At 74.7% G+C, this 14,376-nt stretch carries 9 protein-coding genes; 1 reads left to right on the top strand and 8 read right to left on the bottom strand.

The window, feature by feature from the left end; genetic code table 11:
• Positions 1–95 precede the first annotated feature (95 nt).
• The 4 genes from ACFVT1_RS39005 to ACFVT1_RS38990 form a co-directional block, all read right to left on the bottom strand.
• Positions 96–1,058 (bottom strand): ABC transporter ATP-binding protein, encoded by a 963-nt coding sequence (locus ACFVT1_RS39005; RefSeq protein WP_389805017.1) that lies wholly within the window; start codon positions 1,056–1,058, stop codon positions 96–98.
• A complete protein-coding gene (locus tag ACFVT1_RS39000; protein WP_389805016.1) occupies positions 1,055–3,865 on the bottom strand; it encodes an FtsX-like permease family protein in 2,811 nt (936 codons plus the stop codon). Before ACFVT1_RS39000 ends, ACFVT1_RS39005 begins: the two co-directional genes overlap by 4 nt.
• 1 nt (position 3,866) lies before the next feature.
• The gene (locus ACFVT1_RS38995) at positions 3,867–7,178 is read right to left on the bottom strand and encodes an FtsX-like permease family protein (protein WP_389805013.1); all 3,312 of its coding nucleotides are present in this window, start codon (positions 7,176–7,178) and stop codon (positions 3,867–3,869) included.
• Positions 7,179–7,416: 238 nt separating this feature from the next.
• Positions 7,417–7,821, bottom strand: coding sequence for a globin (locus ACFVT1_RS38990; RefSeq protein WP_389805010.1), 405 nt, complete (start codon positions 7,819–7,821; stop codon positions 7,417–7,419).
• Positions 7,822–7,931: 110 nt separating this feature from the next.
• Between ACFVT1_RS38990 and ACFVT1_RS38985 the strand changes: the two genes are divergently transcribed.
• A complete protein-coding gene (locus tag ACFVT1_RS38985; RefSeq protein ID WP_389805007.1) occupies positions 7,932–8,915 on the top strand; it encodes a methyltransferase domain-containing protein in 984 nt (327 codons plus the stop codon).
• A 13-nt stretch (positions 8,916–8,928) separates the two neighbouring features.
• On the opposite strand, the gene ACFVT1_RS38980 is transcribed toward ACFVT1_RS38985, so the two are convergent.
• The 4 genes from ACFVT1_RS38980 to ACFVT1_RS38965 all read right to left on the bottom strand — a co-directional run.
• Positions 8,929–10,137, bottom strand: coding sequence for an FHA domain-containing protein (locus ACFVT1_RS38980; protein ID WP_389805004.1), 1,209 nt, complete (start codon positions 10,135–10,137; stop codon positions 8,929–8,931).
• A gap of 151 nt (positions 10,138–10,288) precedes the next feature.
• Positions 10,289–11,647 (bottom strand): VWA domain-containing protein, encoded by a 1,359-nt coding sequence (locus ACFVT1_RS38975; RefSeq protein ID WP_389805001.1) that lies wholly within the window; start codon positions 11,645–11,647, stop codon positions 10,289–10,291.
• Positions 11,648–11,802: 155 nt separating this feature from the next.
• Positions 11,803–13,176, bottom strand: a complete 1,374-nt coding sequence (locus tag ACFVT1_RS38970) for a protein phosphatase 2C domain-containing protein (protein WP_389804999.1) — start codon at positions 13,174–13,176, stop codon at positions 11,803–11,805.
• A 2-nt stretch (positions 13,177–13,178) separates the two neighbouring features.
• Positions 13,179–14,376: tetratricopeptide repeat protein (locus ACFVT1_RS38965; RefSeq protein WP_389804997.1), on the bottom strand; the 1,198-nt coding region annotated here is incomplete at its 5' end.

Below are 14,376 nucleotides of genomic sequence, written 5' to 3'. Positions count from 1 at the left end.
GTGGATGATTCCCGCACGACGCTAGGGGCGTACGGGGCGCGGGAACATCCGGCCACCCGGCCGAAGCTGCCTGGGGCTGGCCCCACCCACTCCCGTCACGGGCGCGGCTGGTCGTCCGGCCAGACCCCGATGTGGTCCTGCTCCAGCTCCAGCATCACGCGGTGCTCCATGCCGAGCGCCTCCGTGTAGTCGGCGGGCAGTTGCAGCCGGCCCGCGCGGTCGAGCATCGCGTACTCGCGGGCCACCTGGGACTCCAGACCCGTCGCCGCGTCGACCTCGGTGCGGCGCAGCACCTCGGAGGACGTACGGCCGTCGCGGATGGCGACGGTGCGGCGGACCTCGCTCGCCACCGCCTGGTCGTGCGTGACGATCACGATCGTGGTGCCGAGCTCCTCGTTGGCGCGGCGGAACGCGGCGAAGACCTGCTCGCCGGTGGCCGAGTCGAGTTCGCCGGTCGGTTCGTCGGCGAGCAGCACCGACGGGTTGTTCGCGAGCGCGACGGCGATCGCCACCCGCTGCTGCTGGCCGCCGGAGAGCTGCTCCGGGCGCCGGTCGCGGCATTCCTCCAGCCCCAGCATGCCGAGCAGCGACTCGGCGCGCGCGGCCCGTTCCCGGTTGCGGCCCCGGCCGCGCAGCTGCATCGGCAGGGTGATGTTCTGGACGGCGGTGAGGTACGGGAGCAGATTGCGGGCGGTCTGCTGCCAGACGAACCCGACGACGTCCCGGCGGTAGCGGAGCCGTTCCTTCGTCCCCATCGCCAGCAGATCGGACCCCGCGACCTTCGCCGACCCGGCCGTGGGCACGTCGAGCCCCGCCAGGATGTTCATCAGGGTCGACTTGCCACTGCCGGAAGCCCCGACCAGGGCCATCAACTCGCCCTCGGTGACCAGCAGATCGAGGCCCTGAAGGGCCTGCACCTCCACCCCGTCCGCCGAGAAGATGCGGACCACGCGGTCGCAGGCGATCAGCGCGTCGTGCCCGTACGAGGGCCGGTCGCGGTGTGCGGTGGCCCGCTGTTCGAGCTCGGCCAGCGTGGTGTCGGTCGACGGCGACGTCATCGGGGGTCTCCTGACCTGAGTTCGGTGATCGGTCCGCGGCGGCCGGCCCACCAGGCCTGAACGGTGGCCACCGCGGCGGTGAGGACGACCACGCCGAGCGCCGGGAGCGTCAGCGACCACGGGTCGGCCCGCAGCGGAACGGTGTCGAGTGTGCCGGATCCGGGTCCGGTGGAGAGGGCGAGGTTCAGCAGGTCGACGCCCGGCGCCAGCAGCGCGGTCGTCGCCCATCCGACGAACAGCCCGCCGACGGCGGCCAGCAGCGCCTGAGGCATCGCTTCGAGGCCGAGGAGCCGTCGGCCCTGCCGGGAGGTGAGGCCCATGGTCCGCAGCCGGGCCAGCAGGGCGGTGCGTTCCGGGGCGGTCTGCAGCAGCGACAGCAGGACGGCCAGCAGGGCGTAGCCCGCGCCCGCCGCGAGTGCCGCCGTGTAGATCGCCCCGGCGCCCCGCTGCATCGGGGTGTCGACGAACGCGCCGCGTGCCTCGGAACGCAGCTGTACGAAGACGCCCTTGCCCGCGTGGTGCGCCGCCGTGCGGAGCGCCTTCGTGTCCAGGGAGCCACCGGTGACCAGCAGCGAGGTGGTCTGCCGACGGGTGAGAGACGCGGCGTCGACGATCAGGAAGTCGCTGTCGGACACGGCCGGGGTGCGGGTGACGGTGCCCGCCACGCGGACCTTGAAGTTCCCGGCCGCCGTGGAGAGGTCGCGCGGCCGGTCGCCCAGCCGCGCGGCGACGGAACGCGAGGCGATGACCGGCAGCACCCGGTCGTCCGACGCGCCCGCCCCCTTCGGCGCCGAGGTCTTCAACCGGTCGGCGGGGAACGCCCCGAGGCCCGTCGCGCGGGCCAGCCGGGCATACGACGCCGGGTCGACGCCCACCAGGGTGGCGCCCTTCGTGCGCGCGTTCCCCGCCCCGTCGGCCGGCAGCGGAACGCCGTACTCGATCTGCACGCGCGCCACCTCCCGCACGCCGCCCGCTCCCTCCACCTCCCGGATCAGGCGGTCCGGCAGGGCCACGGAGCTGCCCGGTCCGCCGATCCTGGCGTCCGCTCCGGTCGTGCGCACCGCCGCGTCGTCCCGCGCGTTGCCGATACCGGCGAGCACCGAGCCGCCGAACGCCGCCGTGGTCAGCGCGATCAGCAGGGCGAGCAGCGGCAGCGTGCCGCCCGCCGAGGTGCGCCCGGCGCGGGCCAGCGACAGGAAGCCGACCGCCCCGCGCCGCCGGGCGACGGAGCGCGAGGCGAGACGCAGCGGCAGCGGCAGGATCCGCACGAGGACCAGGGCGGCGATCAGCCCGACGAGTACGGGGGCCGCGCTGACCAGCAGATCGCTGCCGCCCTCGCCGCCCGTGCCGCGCCGGCGCAGGGCGACGACCGCCCCGACGGCCAGCACCAGCAGGGTGAGTTCGGCGACCGTGCGCGGCCGTGACGGACGGGCGTGCATCAGGTCGTCGCGGGCTCCGTGCAGCTGCGGCCTGCGGTGCGGCAGCGCCGTACGCAGCGGCAGGGCGGCGCAGACCACGACGGCGACGGCGGCCGCCGCGGCGACCGCGGGCCACAACCGGGCCTCCCCGACGGTCAGTACGGCGATCAGCAGACCCAGCGCCGCCGCGGGCACGGCGGTCACCGCCGTCTCCGCGAGCAGCCGGCCGGCAATGCCGTGCAGCGACGCGCCGCGCGAGCGCAGCAGGGCCAGTTCGCTGCGGCGCCGCGCGCCCAGCAGTCCGATGGTCATCAGCAGGACGACGGCGGCGACGGCCCCGATGCCCACGGCGGCGACCGTGACGACCGGGCCGATCGCGGTACGCAGGGTGTCGTACCCGGAGAGGATCTCGTCCAGATCGGTTCTCAGCGCCGCGTTGCTGCCGGCCACCGCGCGCAGTTTCACCAGCCCGGGACCGCCCTCCAGCGAGGCGACCGACGAGCGCAGTTCCGGCAGGTCGGTGGCGGCGAGGCGGGAGGCGTCCGGCGCGATCCGCCAGAACACCTCCGGCTGGCCGGCGGTGGCGAGCAGCGCGGGCGCGGCATCCGGCGGCAGCAGGACGCCGGCGGTCCAGTAGAAACGCGTTCTGTCCTTCGGCGGGGGCACCAGGGAAGGGGTCCGGAGCAGCGGCTGGGCCGACCAGTAGGAGGCCTCGGGACGCTTCGGGGCGACGATGCCGGTGATCCGCACGGTCAGCGGCGTCCCGGCCTGGGTCGGTACGGAGACGACCGAACCGGCCTTGATCCTCAGGGCCTTCGCCGTCTCCTCGGTGACCGCGCCCTCGATCCCCGGCCCGTCCGTCGTGACCTCGCCGTGGACGGCGGGCCATGTCCCCGCGCGCAGGGTGGCGTGGTCCCGCAGGGCGGGCAGCGTCGAGTAGGTCAGCGTGGGGTCGATGCCGTACGGCCGGGGCAGCCAGGTCTCCCCCGCGGCGATCGGTTCCGAGGTGCGGAAGCCGTACGCGGACTGGGCGGTGTCGGGCCGCACCACGTCGGGAAGCCCGGACAGCACCTGGCGGTAAACGGCCGCCAGCGGTGCGTCGCGCACCGCCGCCTCCCGCGCCGTCCGGTCCAGCTGCAGGTCCGGCTGCGGCGCGCTCAGTTCCAGGACGCTGAGCCGGGGGTCCGCGACGGCGATGTCGTGCCGCAGCCCCTCGGCCTCGTAACGGTCGACGGCGCGCGGGAACGCGGCGGCGAGGAACGCCGTCAGCAGCACCAGCAGCCCGAGCGCCCAGGCCGCACCGGGAGCGGTACGCAGCCGGGTACGGACCCAGGGCGCGCAGGAGGCGGGGGCGCGACGGCCCCGGGCGGAACGCGAACGCGGGCTCATGTCAGTTGTCCCCTTGGTGGCGCAGCGAGGTCGCGGGGTCGGCGCCGCGCAGGGCGAGGCACGCGACGATCACCAGCGGCAGCGCGGCGACACCGGCCAGCAGCGCCGCGATCTGCCCGGCCGGCAGCTGCACCAGCACGGTGGGCACCGGCGCGGTGGCCTGCCCGGTCAGCACGATGAGCGGCACGACGGCACGGTTCAGCAGGGCCCCGAGCGCCGCCCCGACCAGCAGGGCGATCGCGATCAGCAGGCCCTGCTCGACGGCGATCATCCGGGTCAGCCGTCGGCGCGGCGTCCCCAGCGCCCGCAGGACGGCGAACTCGGCGTTGCGTTCGCGCTGCGTCCCGACGGCGCTCACCGCGAAGCCGACCGCGGCCAGGGCCGCGGCGACGAGCGCCACCGCGGGCAGCGCGGCCTGCGGACCGGCGCCCAGCGGATCGCCGACCAGCTCCTGCGCGATCTCGTCGCGCACCCGGACCTGTGTCGGATCGGTGTCGGGCTGCGCCCGCAGCGCGGCGGCGACCTTTCCGGACTCTCCCGGGCCGGCGCTCAGCCACCACTCGTTGGCGGTGAGCGCGGCGCTCGGGCGGTGGGCGAAGACCTGGCCGACGGCCCTGAAGTCGAGCAGCAGGGCGCCACCGTCCCGGGCCCGGTCGGAGCCGGTCCCGGAGGCGTCGGAGCCGGGGCCCGTGGTCGGCAGCCGGCGTACCGCGTCGACGATCTTCACCCGGACCGTCTCGCCGGCCAGGGTGATGTCGACGCTCTGGCCCTTCTTCGCCCCGGCCGCCGTGAGGTACGCGTCGGTGGCGATGGCGTTCAGTGCCGGGGCCTTGCCGCGGTGCACGGCGGCCCGGACGCTGAAGGAGGGCGCCCATTCCCACGTGTTCGTGGTGGAGCCGGTCTCGTACCCGAGGGCCAGCGGGGTCTTCGCGGAGGCGGTCGCGGCCACCGGCTGGCTGTCGGGCTCGGTCTCGCCGAATCCGGAGGCGCTCAGCGCGGCGTCCCAGCCGAAACCGCCGGGAACCGCGACCGGCTGCTCGGCCCCGTCGGCCGTCACGGCCCTGAGGCCGCTGACGTCGAACCGGTGCGTCTCGCTCCGGCCGGCCGGACGCTTGCCGTCCAGCTCGAACCCGGTCACGGCGAAGTCGCCCGCGGCGGACACCGCGAACGTGAACGGATGCGTCTTCCCGTCGACGGGTACGGTTCCGGCCTGCACCCGGTACGGCAGGCCGTACCGGTCCTCCAGCAGCACGGTGAGGAGCGGTCCGGTGCCGGACGACGACGGCCGGCCGGACCCCCCGGACGAAGTGATCCGCGCGTCGAACCGGACCTGCTCGCTGTTCTTCGGCAGCGGCAGCCCGGCCCGTGCGGCCTGCGGCGGGGCGAGCGAGTCGAGCAGCTGCTCCTTCGGCCGGTCGCCGAGGTCGTCGCGCATCAGCATCCGCTCGCCGGCGTGCGCGGTGTCCAGGACGAGGACGTCGGCCGTGCGGTCGCCGGAGAGCTCCGCCGTCGTACGGAACGCGGGCGCCGCGTCCCGTACGCCCGGCATCCGCGTGTACGCGCCCGCCTTCGCCGGATCGCCTTCGATGCCGCCCACCATGCGCAGCGACGCACCGGCCCTGAAGTCCGCCTGGTCGCCCTGCGAACGGTCCCAGGACGCGCGCTGCCCGACCGCCAGCATGCCCATCGCCACCGACAGGACCAGCAGCAGCACCGGCCCGGCATTGCGCAGCGGGCGCCTGCTGAACTGCCAGCCGGCCAGGGCCGTGATCAGTCCCCGGCCGCCCGCCGCACGGCGTTCCGCGAGCCGGGCCGCGGGCGGCAGCAGCCGCAGCGTCAGTACGGTGCCCGCGAGCAGCAGCAGGGCCGGAGCGGCGACCAGCAGCGGGTCGACGCCGAGACCGCCCTGCTGGTCGCCGCTCAGCGCACCGCTGCCCGACCCCGTGGTCTGCCGGTCGAGCTGCCAGTACGCCACGGCCGCGATGACCAGCAGGCCGATGTCGGCGCCCGCCTTCAGCGGTGCGGGCAGGGCGACGGCACGGCGGGGACCGCGCTCCCCGGAACCGGCCGCCAGCGCGGGCGCCACGACGGCCAGCGCACACGTCAGCGCGGTGACGACGGCGACCAGCCACACGGTGGCGGTGGCACCCCCGTCGAGCCGCAGCCCGAGCCGGGACAGCCCGCCGCGGTCCGCGAGCAGCCGGGTCAGCGGCCCGGCGAACAGCGGGGCGGCCAGCGCGGCGGGCAGGGCGAGCAGCAGCGCCTCGATCGCGGCGAGCGAGGTGATGCGGCCGCGCGATCCGCCGCGGGCCCGCAGCAGCCGGGTCTCCCCGTCGCGTTCACTGCTCAGCAGCCGGGCCACCAGCAGCAGCGCGTAACCGGCGAGCATCACCAACTGGACGGCCACGATCATCACCGTCGAGCGGGAGACCAGCAGCGCCCGGTCGATCTGCTCCAGCACCTGGGGGAGCGAGGTCCGCACCGTGGCCCCGCTGTTGAACTCGGGCGTGGCCTGCAGCTTCTTGGGCGCGGCCGTGGCGGCGCCGCGCAGTGCGTCCATCCGGCCCGTGGTGACGGTGCGGAAGTCGGCGGACGCCAGCCAGGACATCTCGCCGGAGCTGACCCGTCCGGATCCGGTCACGGCGGGGTCGGTGAGCAGCGGACCGTACGTCGTGAAGTCGACCTTCCGGACGCCGCGCCCGCCGAGCTCGTCCAGCTGCCAGTACGGATCGGTCTGGTCGGACACCTCGTAGACCCCGGTGACCAGCACGCGCAGCGGCTTGTCGTCCAGCCGGTCGGTGAGGGTCAGCCGCGAGCCCGGCCCCAGCTTCAGTGCCTGGGCGGCGGTGCGCGGCAGGGCGACCTGGACCGGCTCGCCGGCCTTTCCGCTCCCCGCCGCAGGCATGCGGCCCTCGGCGAGCCGGATGCGGCTGCGGTCGAGCGAGGCGAAGTGGGTGAGATCCGGGTCACTGCCCCGGGCGGCCGGGGTCCGCGGATCGCGGGGCAGCGCGTACGCCGCCGACGTCTCCAGCGTCCGGACGGTCACGGGAAGGCCGTCGAAGGTGTCGCGGGCGACCCTCCGGGCCGCCGCGTCGGCCGTGTCCCGCTGCGCGGGCTCCACCTGCGCGGACATGACGAGGGAGGCGGCTGCCGCCGCCCGGTGCGTGAGGGAGTGGCGCAGCGCCGCGTCGCCGATGGAGCCGGAGAAGGCGGTGAGCGCGGCCAGTACCGATGTCGTGAGCAGTACGGCGAGCAAGGCAGCGGCGAGCAGGAGCCGATAGGCCCTCACCCGGAGAAAGACGAACCCCGTCACACGTGCCCCCCTGGACCCTCACCGCACACACGCCCCCCGGCGTTCCCCGGATGCTTTCAGGCCACACCGGCAATTGGAAAGCACTTGCGTGCACAACTTGATGGGATCGTGACCGTTATCCGGCGACGGGGGTACGCATTTCGTGCCCGAAAGACCCGATGAATTCGTGTTCGACGGACCCCGGGATGCCGTGCCCCACGGGCCCGGGGAAGGGGAGGAAGGGGAACGGGGCGAGTCCTCAGCCCTCGGTGTTCATCATCGAGGCGGCGGCATACGTGAGGTAGTCCCACAACTGCCGCTCGTGCTCCGGCGCCAGCCCGAGCTCGTCGAGAGCGGCCCGCATGTGGCCGAGCCACGCGTCGTGCGCCGCGCGGTCCACCCGGAACGGGACGTGCCGCATCCGCAGCCGCGGATGTCCGCGCTGCTCACCGTAGGTGCGGGGCCCGCCCCAGTACTGGATCAGGAACAGCCTGAACCGCACCTCGGCCGGACCCAGATCCTCCTCCGGGTACATCGGCCGCAGCAGCGGGTCCTCGGCGACCCCCTGGTAGAAGCGGTGCACCAGGCGCCGGAAGGTCTCCTCGCCACCGACCTGCTCGTAGAAGGTCTGCTCCTGCAGCGTGTCGCGCGGAATCTCTGTCACCCGTCCATCGTCGCAGACGCACCGGCCGAGGTCCGGGGTCCTAGGACCCTGGCCCCCGGCCCCCGGCCCGGTTCCTGGCCCCGGGGCCCCCGGCGCAGGAAGGTGGAGGCATGGACGACGCGCACCCCGATCCCTTCGCCGCGGCCGCCGCCGAGGAGCGGTGGGCGATGGTGCGCGGGATCGCGGCCGGCGGGGCGCTGACCGACCCGCGGTGGCGGGCCGCGTTCGAAGAGGTGCCGCGGCACCTCTTCGTGCCGTACTACTTCGTGGGCGGCGGGGCGGACCGCCTGTGGTGCCAGGACCCCGACCCGGTGAGGCGGGCCCAGTGGCTGGGCGGGGCGTACGCGGACGGGGCGCTGGCCACCCGGATCCGGGACGGCGAGCTGATCTCGTCGTGCAGCCAGCCGTCGCTGATGGCCCGGATGCTCGAAGAGCTGGCCGTGCGGGACGGGCACCGGGTCCTGGAGATCGGCGCGGGCAGCGGCTACAACGCGGCGCTGCTCTCGCACCGGCTCGGCGACGGCGCCGTGACCACCGTCGACCTCGACCCGGAGATCACCGAGTCGGCCCGCCGGCATCTGGCGGCGGCCGGATACCGGCCGGCGGTGATCACCGGGGACGGGACACGGGGCTGGCCCCCGCGCGGCCCGTACGACCGGATCATCGCGACCTGCACCCTGCCGTGCGTACCGCAGACCTGGCTGAGCCAGTGCGCGCCGGACGCACGGATACTGGCGCCGTTCGCCACCGGGCTGATCGCGCTGCGGGTGCACGAAGGGGAACGCGGGACGTACGCCGAGGGCCGGTTCCTGCACACACCCGCGTACTTCGTACCGCTGCGCGGCACACCGCCGAGGCCCGAACGGCGCCCGCACCCGGGCACACTGCCCCGGCGCGTCGGCGAGAACCAGCTCTTCCAGTTCCTGCTGGCGCTGACCGGGGCCGCCCTCGACCCCCGCGAGGCCCTCTCCCTCTGGCAGCGCGAGGGGCGCCCCGAGCGGGAGAGGTTCGGCGTCACGGTCCGGGACGGGCGGCAGTGGGCCTGGCTGGACGACCCCGAGGGGCCGTACGCCTGGCCACTGCCCGGCGGGTAGCGCGGCCCGGCCGTCAGTCCCGGCGGACCGTGATCGTCGTCCACGCCCCGACATGCACCCGGTCGCCGTCCTGGAGCGGGACGGGGACGTACGGCTGGATCGGGTCCTCGGCGCCGTTGAGCGTGGTGCCGTTCGTGGAGTTCTGGTCGACCACGGCCCAGCCGCCGTCGGGCTGCTGCACCAGCACCGCGTGCTGGTGCGAGACGCCCGGGTCCTCCGGCGGCACGGACAGATCGATGTCGGGGGACTCGCCGGTGCTGTGCCTGCGGCGGCCGACGGTGACCTGGCTGCCGGTCAGCGGAAGCTGCTGCTCCGGGGAGTACGCGGGCAGGTTGAGCCCGGTCGCCTCGGGGCCGCTGCGCTGCATCATCGCCAGGAAGTACTCGCGGTCCGGGGCGATGACCGCGGTCCAGCTCGCGGGCGGCTGGTTCTGGCCCGGGAAGGGCGGTTGCTGCTGCGCCGGGACCGATGGCTGTGGAGCCTGGGCCCCGGACGGCGGCGACAGCATCCAGTCGTCGTCACCGGACCGCGGCGGCTGCGCCTGCTGCGGGGCGGGCGGCTGCGGCGCGGGCGGTGCGGGCGGACCGGGCTGGTCGAACGAGGGCGGCGCCGACTGCTGCTGGAACGGCGACGGAAGCGGCGGCCCCTGCTGCTGGAACGGCGGGGGCGGTGCCGACTGCTGCTGGAAGGGCGGCGGAGGCGGCCCCTGCTGCTGGAAAGGCTGTGGCGGCTGCGGCGACTGGGGCCCCTGCACCGCGGGCCCGGGGCGGCCGCCCCGGTCGGCGGAGAGCGGCTCGGCCGGGCGGTTCACCTGCGAGGGCCGCGAACCCTGGTACTCGAACGGGTCGCGCTGCTGCTGAGAGCCCGGCGGATGCTGGGCCTGGAAGCCCGGCGGCAGGTGGAGACCCGGCGGAGGGCCGGGAACGCTGTGGGACGGCGCCAGCGGGGTGTACGACGTCGCGGTGTTCGTGAGGAAGTTCCAGCGGCACTCCTCGCAGAACGGCGCCATCGACTCACGCGGCGTGCGGCACTGCGGGCAGAGCTCGGCCTGCTGGGTCGCGTCCGGGCCCGTGCCCTGCGGGTGGCCGTAACCGGGAGCGGGCGGCGGGGGAGGCGGCGGGGGGACGGCACCCGCGGGCGCGCCCGCCCCGGTCATGCGATGGCCGCAGACCTCGCACCAGTCGTCGGAACCCGACTGGTGTCCGTTCGGGCAGGTCGGCATGTCGGCGCTTCCCCCTCTCCTCGTCCGGCCCCGGGGGCCGTGGATTCTTCCTGCTCTGCGCCACCCGGACCCGGAGCGCTCCGGCCGGTCGGCCCGGCTGCGCGGCCGTGTGGCTGTGCGGTTGTTCGATCGTGCGGTTGCTCGCGTGCTGTTACTTCTTGACGCGAACGGTCTTGGTGGAGCGTGTTTCGAGTGTCATCGAGTCCGCTTCCGCGACCTTCGCCTTCAGTCGCACAGTACCGGTCGCCGCGTCGACGACGTCTACCACCTTCGAAAGGAGTTTCGCGGTGTCCTCGTTCCCGGACGCCGAAGCCAGCTGCACCGCGCGGCCCAGTTTTGCGGTCGCGCCGTCGAAGTCTCCCGACTTGCGGGCATCGAGCCCCTGCTGGATGACTTGTGCCAGTTCCGCTTGGCCGGTGTAGTGCGCGACCTGCGGGTTCATCGAGGTGGACGCCGCCATGTCCGCTGTCCACACCGCGCGTACGAGGCCCTGCGAAAGCGTCTGCGGCGCCCCGCCCGACGGGTCGGGAAGGATCAGCGAGACCCGGGACGCCAGCATCTCCTGCCCGATCCCGGCCTCCGGCACCTGGACGCACACGTGGTAGTCGCGGGACTCGTCGCCCCAGGAACCTGTGGGGTAGTCCCCGGCACGGGGGCCCGCCTCGGTGCGGCGGCCGGTCAGGTCGACGACCGCGGGCGCGACCTGCTTCACGAACTTGATCTCGACCCCGACGGGCGTCCAGAGCCGCAGCGCGACATCCGCGACCTCCTTGCCCATCGCGTTCTCCATCATCTGCGTGAAGTCCGCGGCCAGCCCCGCCGGGTCGGCGACGATGTCGGCCGTGCCGAGCAGTGCGGACGCGACGCCTGTGACCTCTTTCACCTCCCAGTCGGTGCCGACACCGCGGGCGTCGCAGGTGAAGCGGCCCGCGCAGGACTCCAGCGCGGCCCGCAGGTCCTCCGGCGCCTCGTGCTCGTTGCGGCCGTCGGTGAGGAGGATGCCGTGCCGGATCGCCACATCGGCGGCGCCGAGCAGCCGGTCGGCCAGTCGCAGCCAGGTGCCGATCGCCGTACCGCCGCCGGCGCTGAGCGCGCGCAGGGCCCCCTTCGCCTGGGCCTTGGTCTGCGCGTCGGCGACGGCCAGCCTGCCGTTGCCCGGGTAGACCTCCTTGGCGACGTGCGTGCCGCCGACCACGGCGAACGAGGTGCCGTCGCGCAGGGTGTCGATCGCCGCGGCCGTCGCATCGCGGGCGTGGCGCATCTTCGTCGGCGGATAGTCCATCGACCCGGAGCAGTCGACCATGATCACCACGGCGGCGCTCGACGCCCGTCCCGTTACCTGCGGGGGCGTCGCGGCCGCACCGGACAGCGGGACGCCGCCGGTGGTGCCGCCTCCGGTCGAGGTGACCGTGACGATCGCGTTGACCTCGCGACCGCCCTCCGGCAGATATTCGTTCTGGTACACCTCGACGAAGAACTGCGGCACGTTCGACTTGGAGAAGTTGGCCATCTGATCGGCTCCTCGGGACTCCAGGTGTCGGATGAAGACAGCTGTGAGGGAAGAAATGCGGGCGAAAGCGGGTGAGTACGGGCTGAGGCGACGGGGCGAAGTGGACGGGGCGAAGTGGACGGGCGGAAACGGAATCAAGCGTTACGGAACGGGACTCATGTGTCGCCGCACGCCGATCCTGCCCCCTGCGCCGGTACCGCGAACGGCAGCAGGGCCACTGTTACGTTGTCGTGGCCCCCACCGTCCAGGGCGTGCCCCACCAGCACCTGGGCGCCGTGCAGCGGCCGCAGTTGCGCGTCGGCCGGCACTGCCGCGGCCATGTCGGCCGCCGACTCCGCGTAATTCCACAGGCCGTCCGTGCACACCACCACGAGACCGGGCCGGTCCGGTTTGAAGGACGCGGTGTGCGGCTCCAGTTCGTACGCGTCGGCGCCGAGCCACCCCGTGATGGCGTGGGCGCGCTCGTCCGCGTACGCCTCGGCCTCGTTCATCAGACCCGCCGCCACCATCTGTGCGGCCCAGGAGTCGTCCTCGGTCAGCCGGGCGGGCGGGTGGGTGCGGTCGTCGGGCACCCAGTAGGCGCGGCTGTCGCCGACCCAGCCGACGACCAGCAGACCGCCTGCCAGTACCGCGCCGACCAGCGTGCACGCCGGGGCGTTCTGGTGGCGGTGCGGATCGTGCTCCCCGGCCCGGCCGGGCTCCCGGGCCAGGGAGTTGACCGCCTCGGCCGCCACGACGATCGCCTCGTGCATCGCCTGCTGCGGATGGGTGCCGCGCGGCAGCGACTCCAGCAGTGCCTCGTTGGCGGCGCTCGCGGCGGCCGCCGACGCCTCGTCGGGGCGGCTCGCCGAGGAGACGCCGTCGCAGACGATCGCGACGACGGCCGGTGAACCGTCGGGCAGGGCGGCGGTCGACACCGCGAACGCGTCCTCGTTGCGGTGGTGGCGCAGGCCCCGGTCGCTGACCGCGGCCACCGATTCGAGCTCCTGCTCCATGTGGTCGCGCTCGCGCGGCTGGGCGTGGCCGCAGTTCTCGCAGTAGCCGTCGGTGTCGACCCGGCCGGCCCGGCAGGCCACGCACAGCTTGGTGCCGGCCGGTGGCGCGGAGGGCAGCTCGACGGCAGGGGTACGGGGGTCGGGTGCGGGCGCGGACACCTCGGCCGACGGGGTGGACGAGGGGGCGGACGAGGCTGCGGGCACGGCCTGAGGCGCGGCTCCGGGCGCGGGCCCGGAGCCGGGCGTGGGCAGCTCGAAATCGCCCGATCCGTCCCCTCTGTCCTGTCCGGCCGACCTGTCCCGGCCGCCCGGTCCGCCCGGTCCGTCGGGACCGTCGGACCGGGCCGCTGCCGGGTGGCCCGCCGCGCCGTTCTCCGCAGGCGCGGCCATGGCGATCGTCGGGTGGTCCCGCGGCGGTTCGGGCACGGCCGACAGGTCGTACCCGCACGCACCGCAGAACAGGTCCCCCGGCTCCAGCGGCTCCTCGCAGCCGGGGCACTTCGACAGGGCCGTCTCCTGGGGCTTCTGCGACATTTTCACACCCACGTCCGGGGGCGGAAGCGGTTGGCCCGCTCCACCAGTTCGATCCTCTCGTCGCCGGGCTCCGCGAGCCGGGCGAGCATCCGGTACGAACGCTCCAGCCCCAAACGCAGGCCGCGCTCGTCCAGCTCACTGCCGAGCAGTGTGTTCGGCCCGCTCGTCCCGGCAGGCGCGGGCGACTGCGGGGCCGAGGGCGAAACCGTGGGACTACCGGAGAGTATCCAGTCGAGCGCCGTCCCCAGCACCTCCGTCGACAACTGCTCCCGGCGCACCGCGTCCAGACCCAGCCCGACCAGCGCCGACACCTGGGCCGACGCGGCCGTCAGATCGGTGATCAGCGGCTCGTCCGGGGCCCGTTCACGGAGCCGGGCCCGCACCGCGGCGACCCGGGCCGCCGTGTAGTGGATCGACGCCTCCGGCACGGACTCCAGCGCCCTGACAGCCCCGGCCCGGTCCCCGGCGGCGATCCGCACCCGGGCCAGGCCGAACGCGGCACTGACGAAGCTGGGGTCGGTCATCCACACCAGCCGGTAGTACTCGGCGGCGTTGTCCAGCTGGCCCAGGACCTCCGCGCAGATCCCCAGCGCCAGCTTGGGCGCCGGCTCACCGGGGAACGCGTCGTACACCGCGTCGAAGGAGAGCGCCGCGTTCTCGTTGTCGCCGGTCACCAGCGAGGTGACGCCGCGGTACCAGACGACCCGCCAGTCGTCCGCGTACTGGCCCTCCAGCTCCGTCAGGACCTGCCCGGCGGCGCCGAGTTCGTGCAGCTCCAGACGGGCGCGCAGCTCACGCAGCCGGGTCTCCAGCGACGGCACGGGCACGCCCTGGAGCGCGGTGATCAGTTCGGCGGGGGCGGTGGTCATCAGCCCGGCGAGGAAGCCCGCGTTGGGGTCGGTCGCGTCGACCCGGGGCACGGGCAGCGCGAGCGAGGTGGACGGCACGTCGAGCCGGGCCGGCCGGGGGCCTGCGGGGGCGTACGGAGCCGCAGGCGCTCCGGCGGCGCCGGCCGGGACACGCGGGGCCGGAACCGCGGCCTGCGTCTGCGCGTACGGGAAGGGCGCGCCGCTCGCGAGGGCCGCGCCGCCCGCCTCCGCGGGGCCGCCGGCCCGGACGTGCGTGGGCGGCGCGGTCAGCGGGCCGGCACCCGGCCCGGGGTGACCGGCCGCGGGCGGCGCGCCCGGCCCCGGTCCGGCG

This window comes from Streptomyces sp. NPDC057963, assembly GCF_042887155.1.
Taxonomy (GTDB): Bacteria; Actinomycetota; Actinomycetes; order Streptomycetales; family Streptomycetaceae; genus Streptomyces.
This window is presented reverse-complemented; position numbering and strand designations above follow the sequence as displayed.

What these genes read in the sequence shown, in the direction of transcription:
- ACFVT1_RS38975 (WP_389805001.1), bottom strand. Translation starts at nt 11,647, where the DNA reads ATGGCCAACTTCTCCAAGTCGAACGTGCCGCAGTTCTTCGTCGAGGTG.
- ACFVT1_RS38985 (WP_389805007.1), top strand. Translation starts at nt 7,932, where the DNA reads ATGGACGACGCGCACCCCGATCCCTTCGCCGCGGCCGCCGCCGAGGAG.
- ACFVT1_RS39000 (WP_389805016.1), bottom strand. Translation starts at nt 3,865, where the DNA reads ATGAGCCCGCGTTCGCGTTCCGCCCGGGGCCGTCGCGCCCCCGCCTCC.
- ACFVT1_RS39005 (WP_389805017.1), bottom strand. Translation starts at nt 1,058, where the DNA reads ATGACGTCGCCGTCGACCGACACCACGCTGGCCGAGCTCGAACAGCGG.
- ACFVT1_RS38970 (WP_389804999.1), bottom strand. Translation starts at nt 13,176, where the DNA reads ATGTCGCAGAAGCCCCAGGAGACGGCCCTGTCGAAGTGCCCCGGCTGC.
- ACFVT1_RS38980 (WP_389805004.1), bottom strand. Translation starts at nt 10,137, where the DNA reads ATGCCGACCTGCCCGAACGGACACCAGTCGGGTTCCGACGACTGGTGC.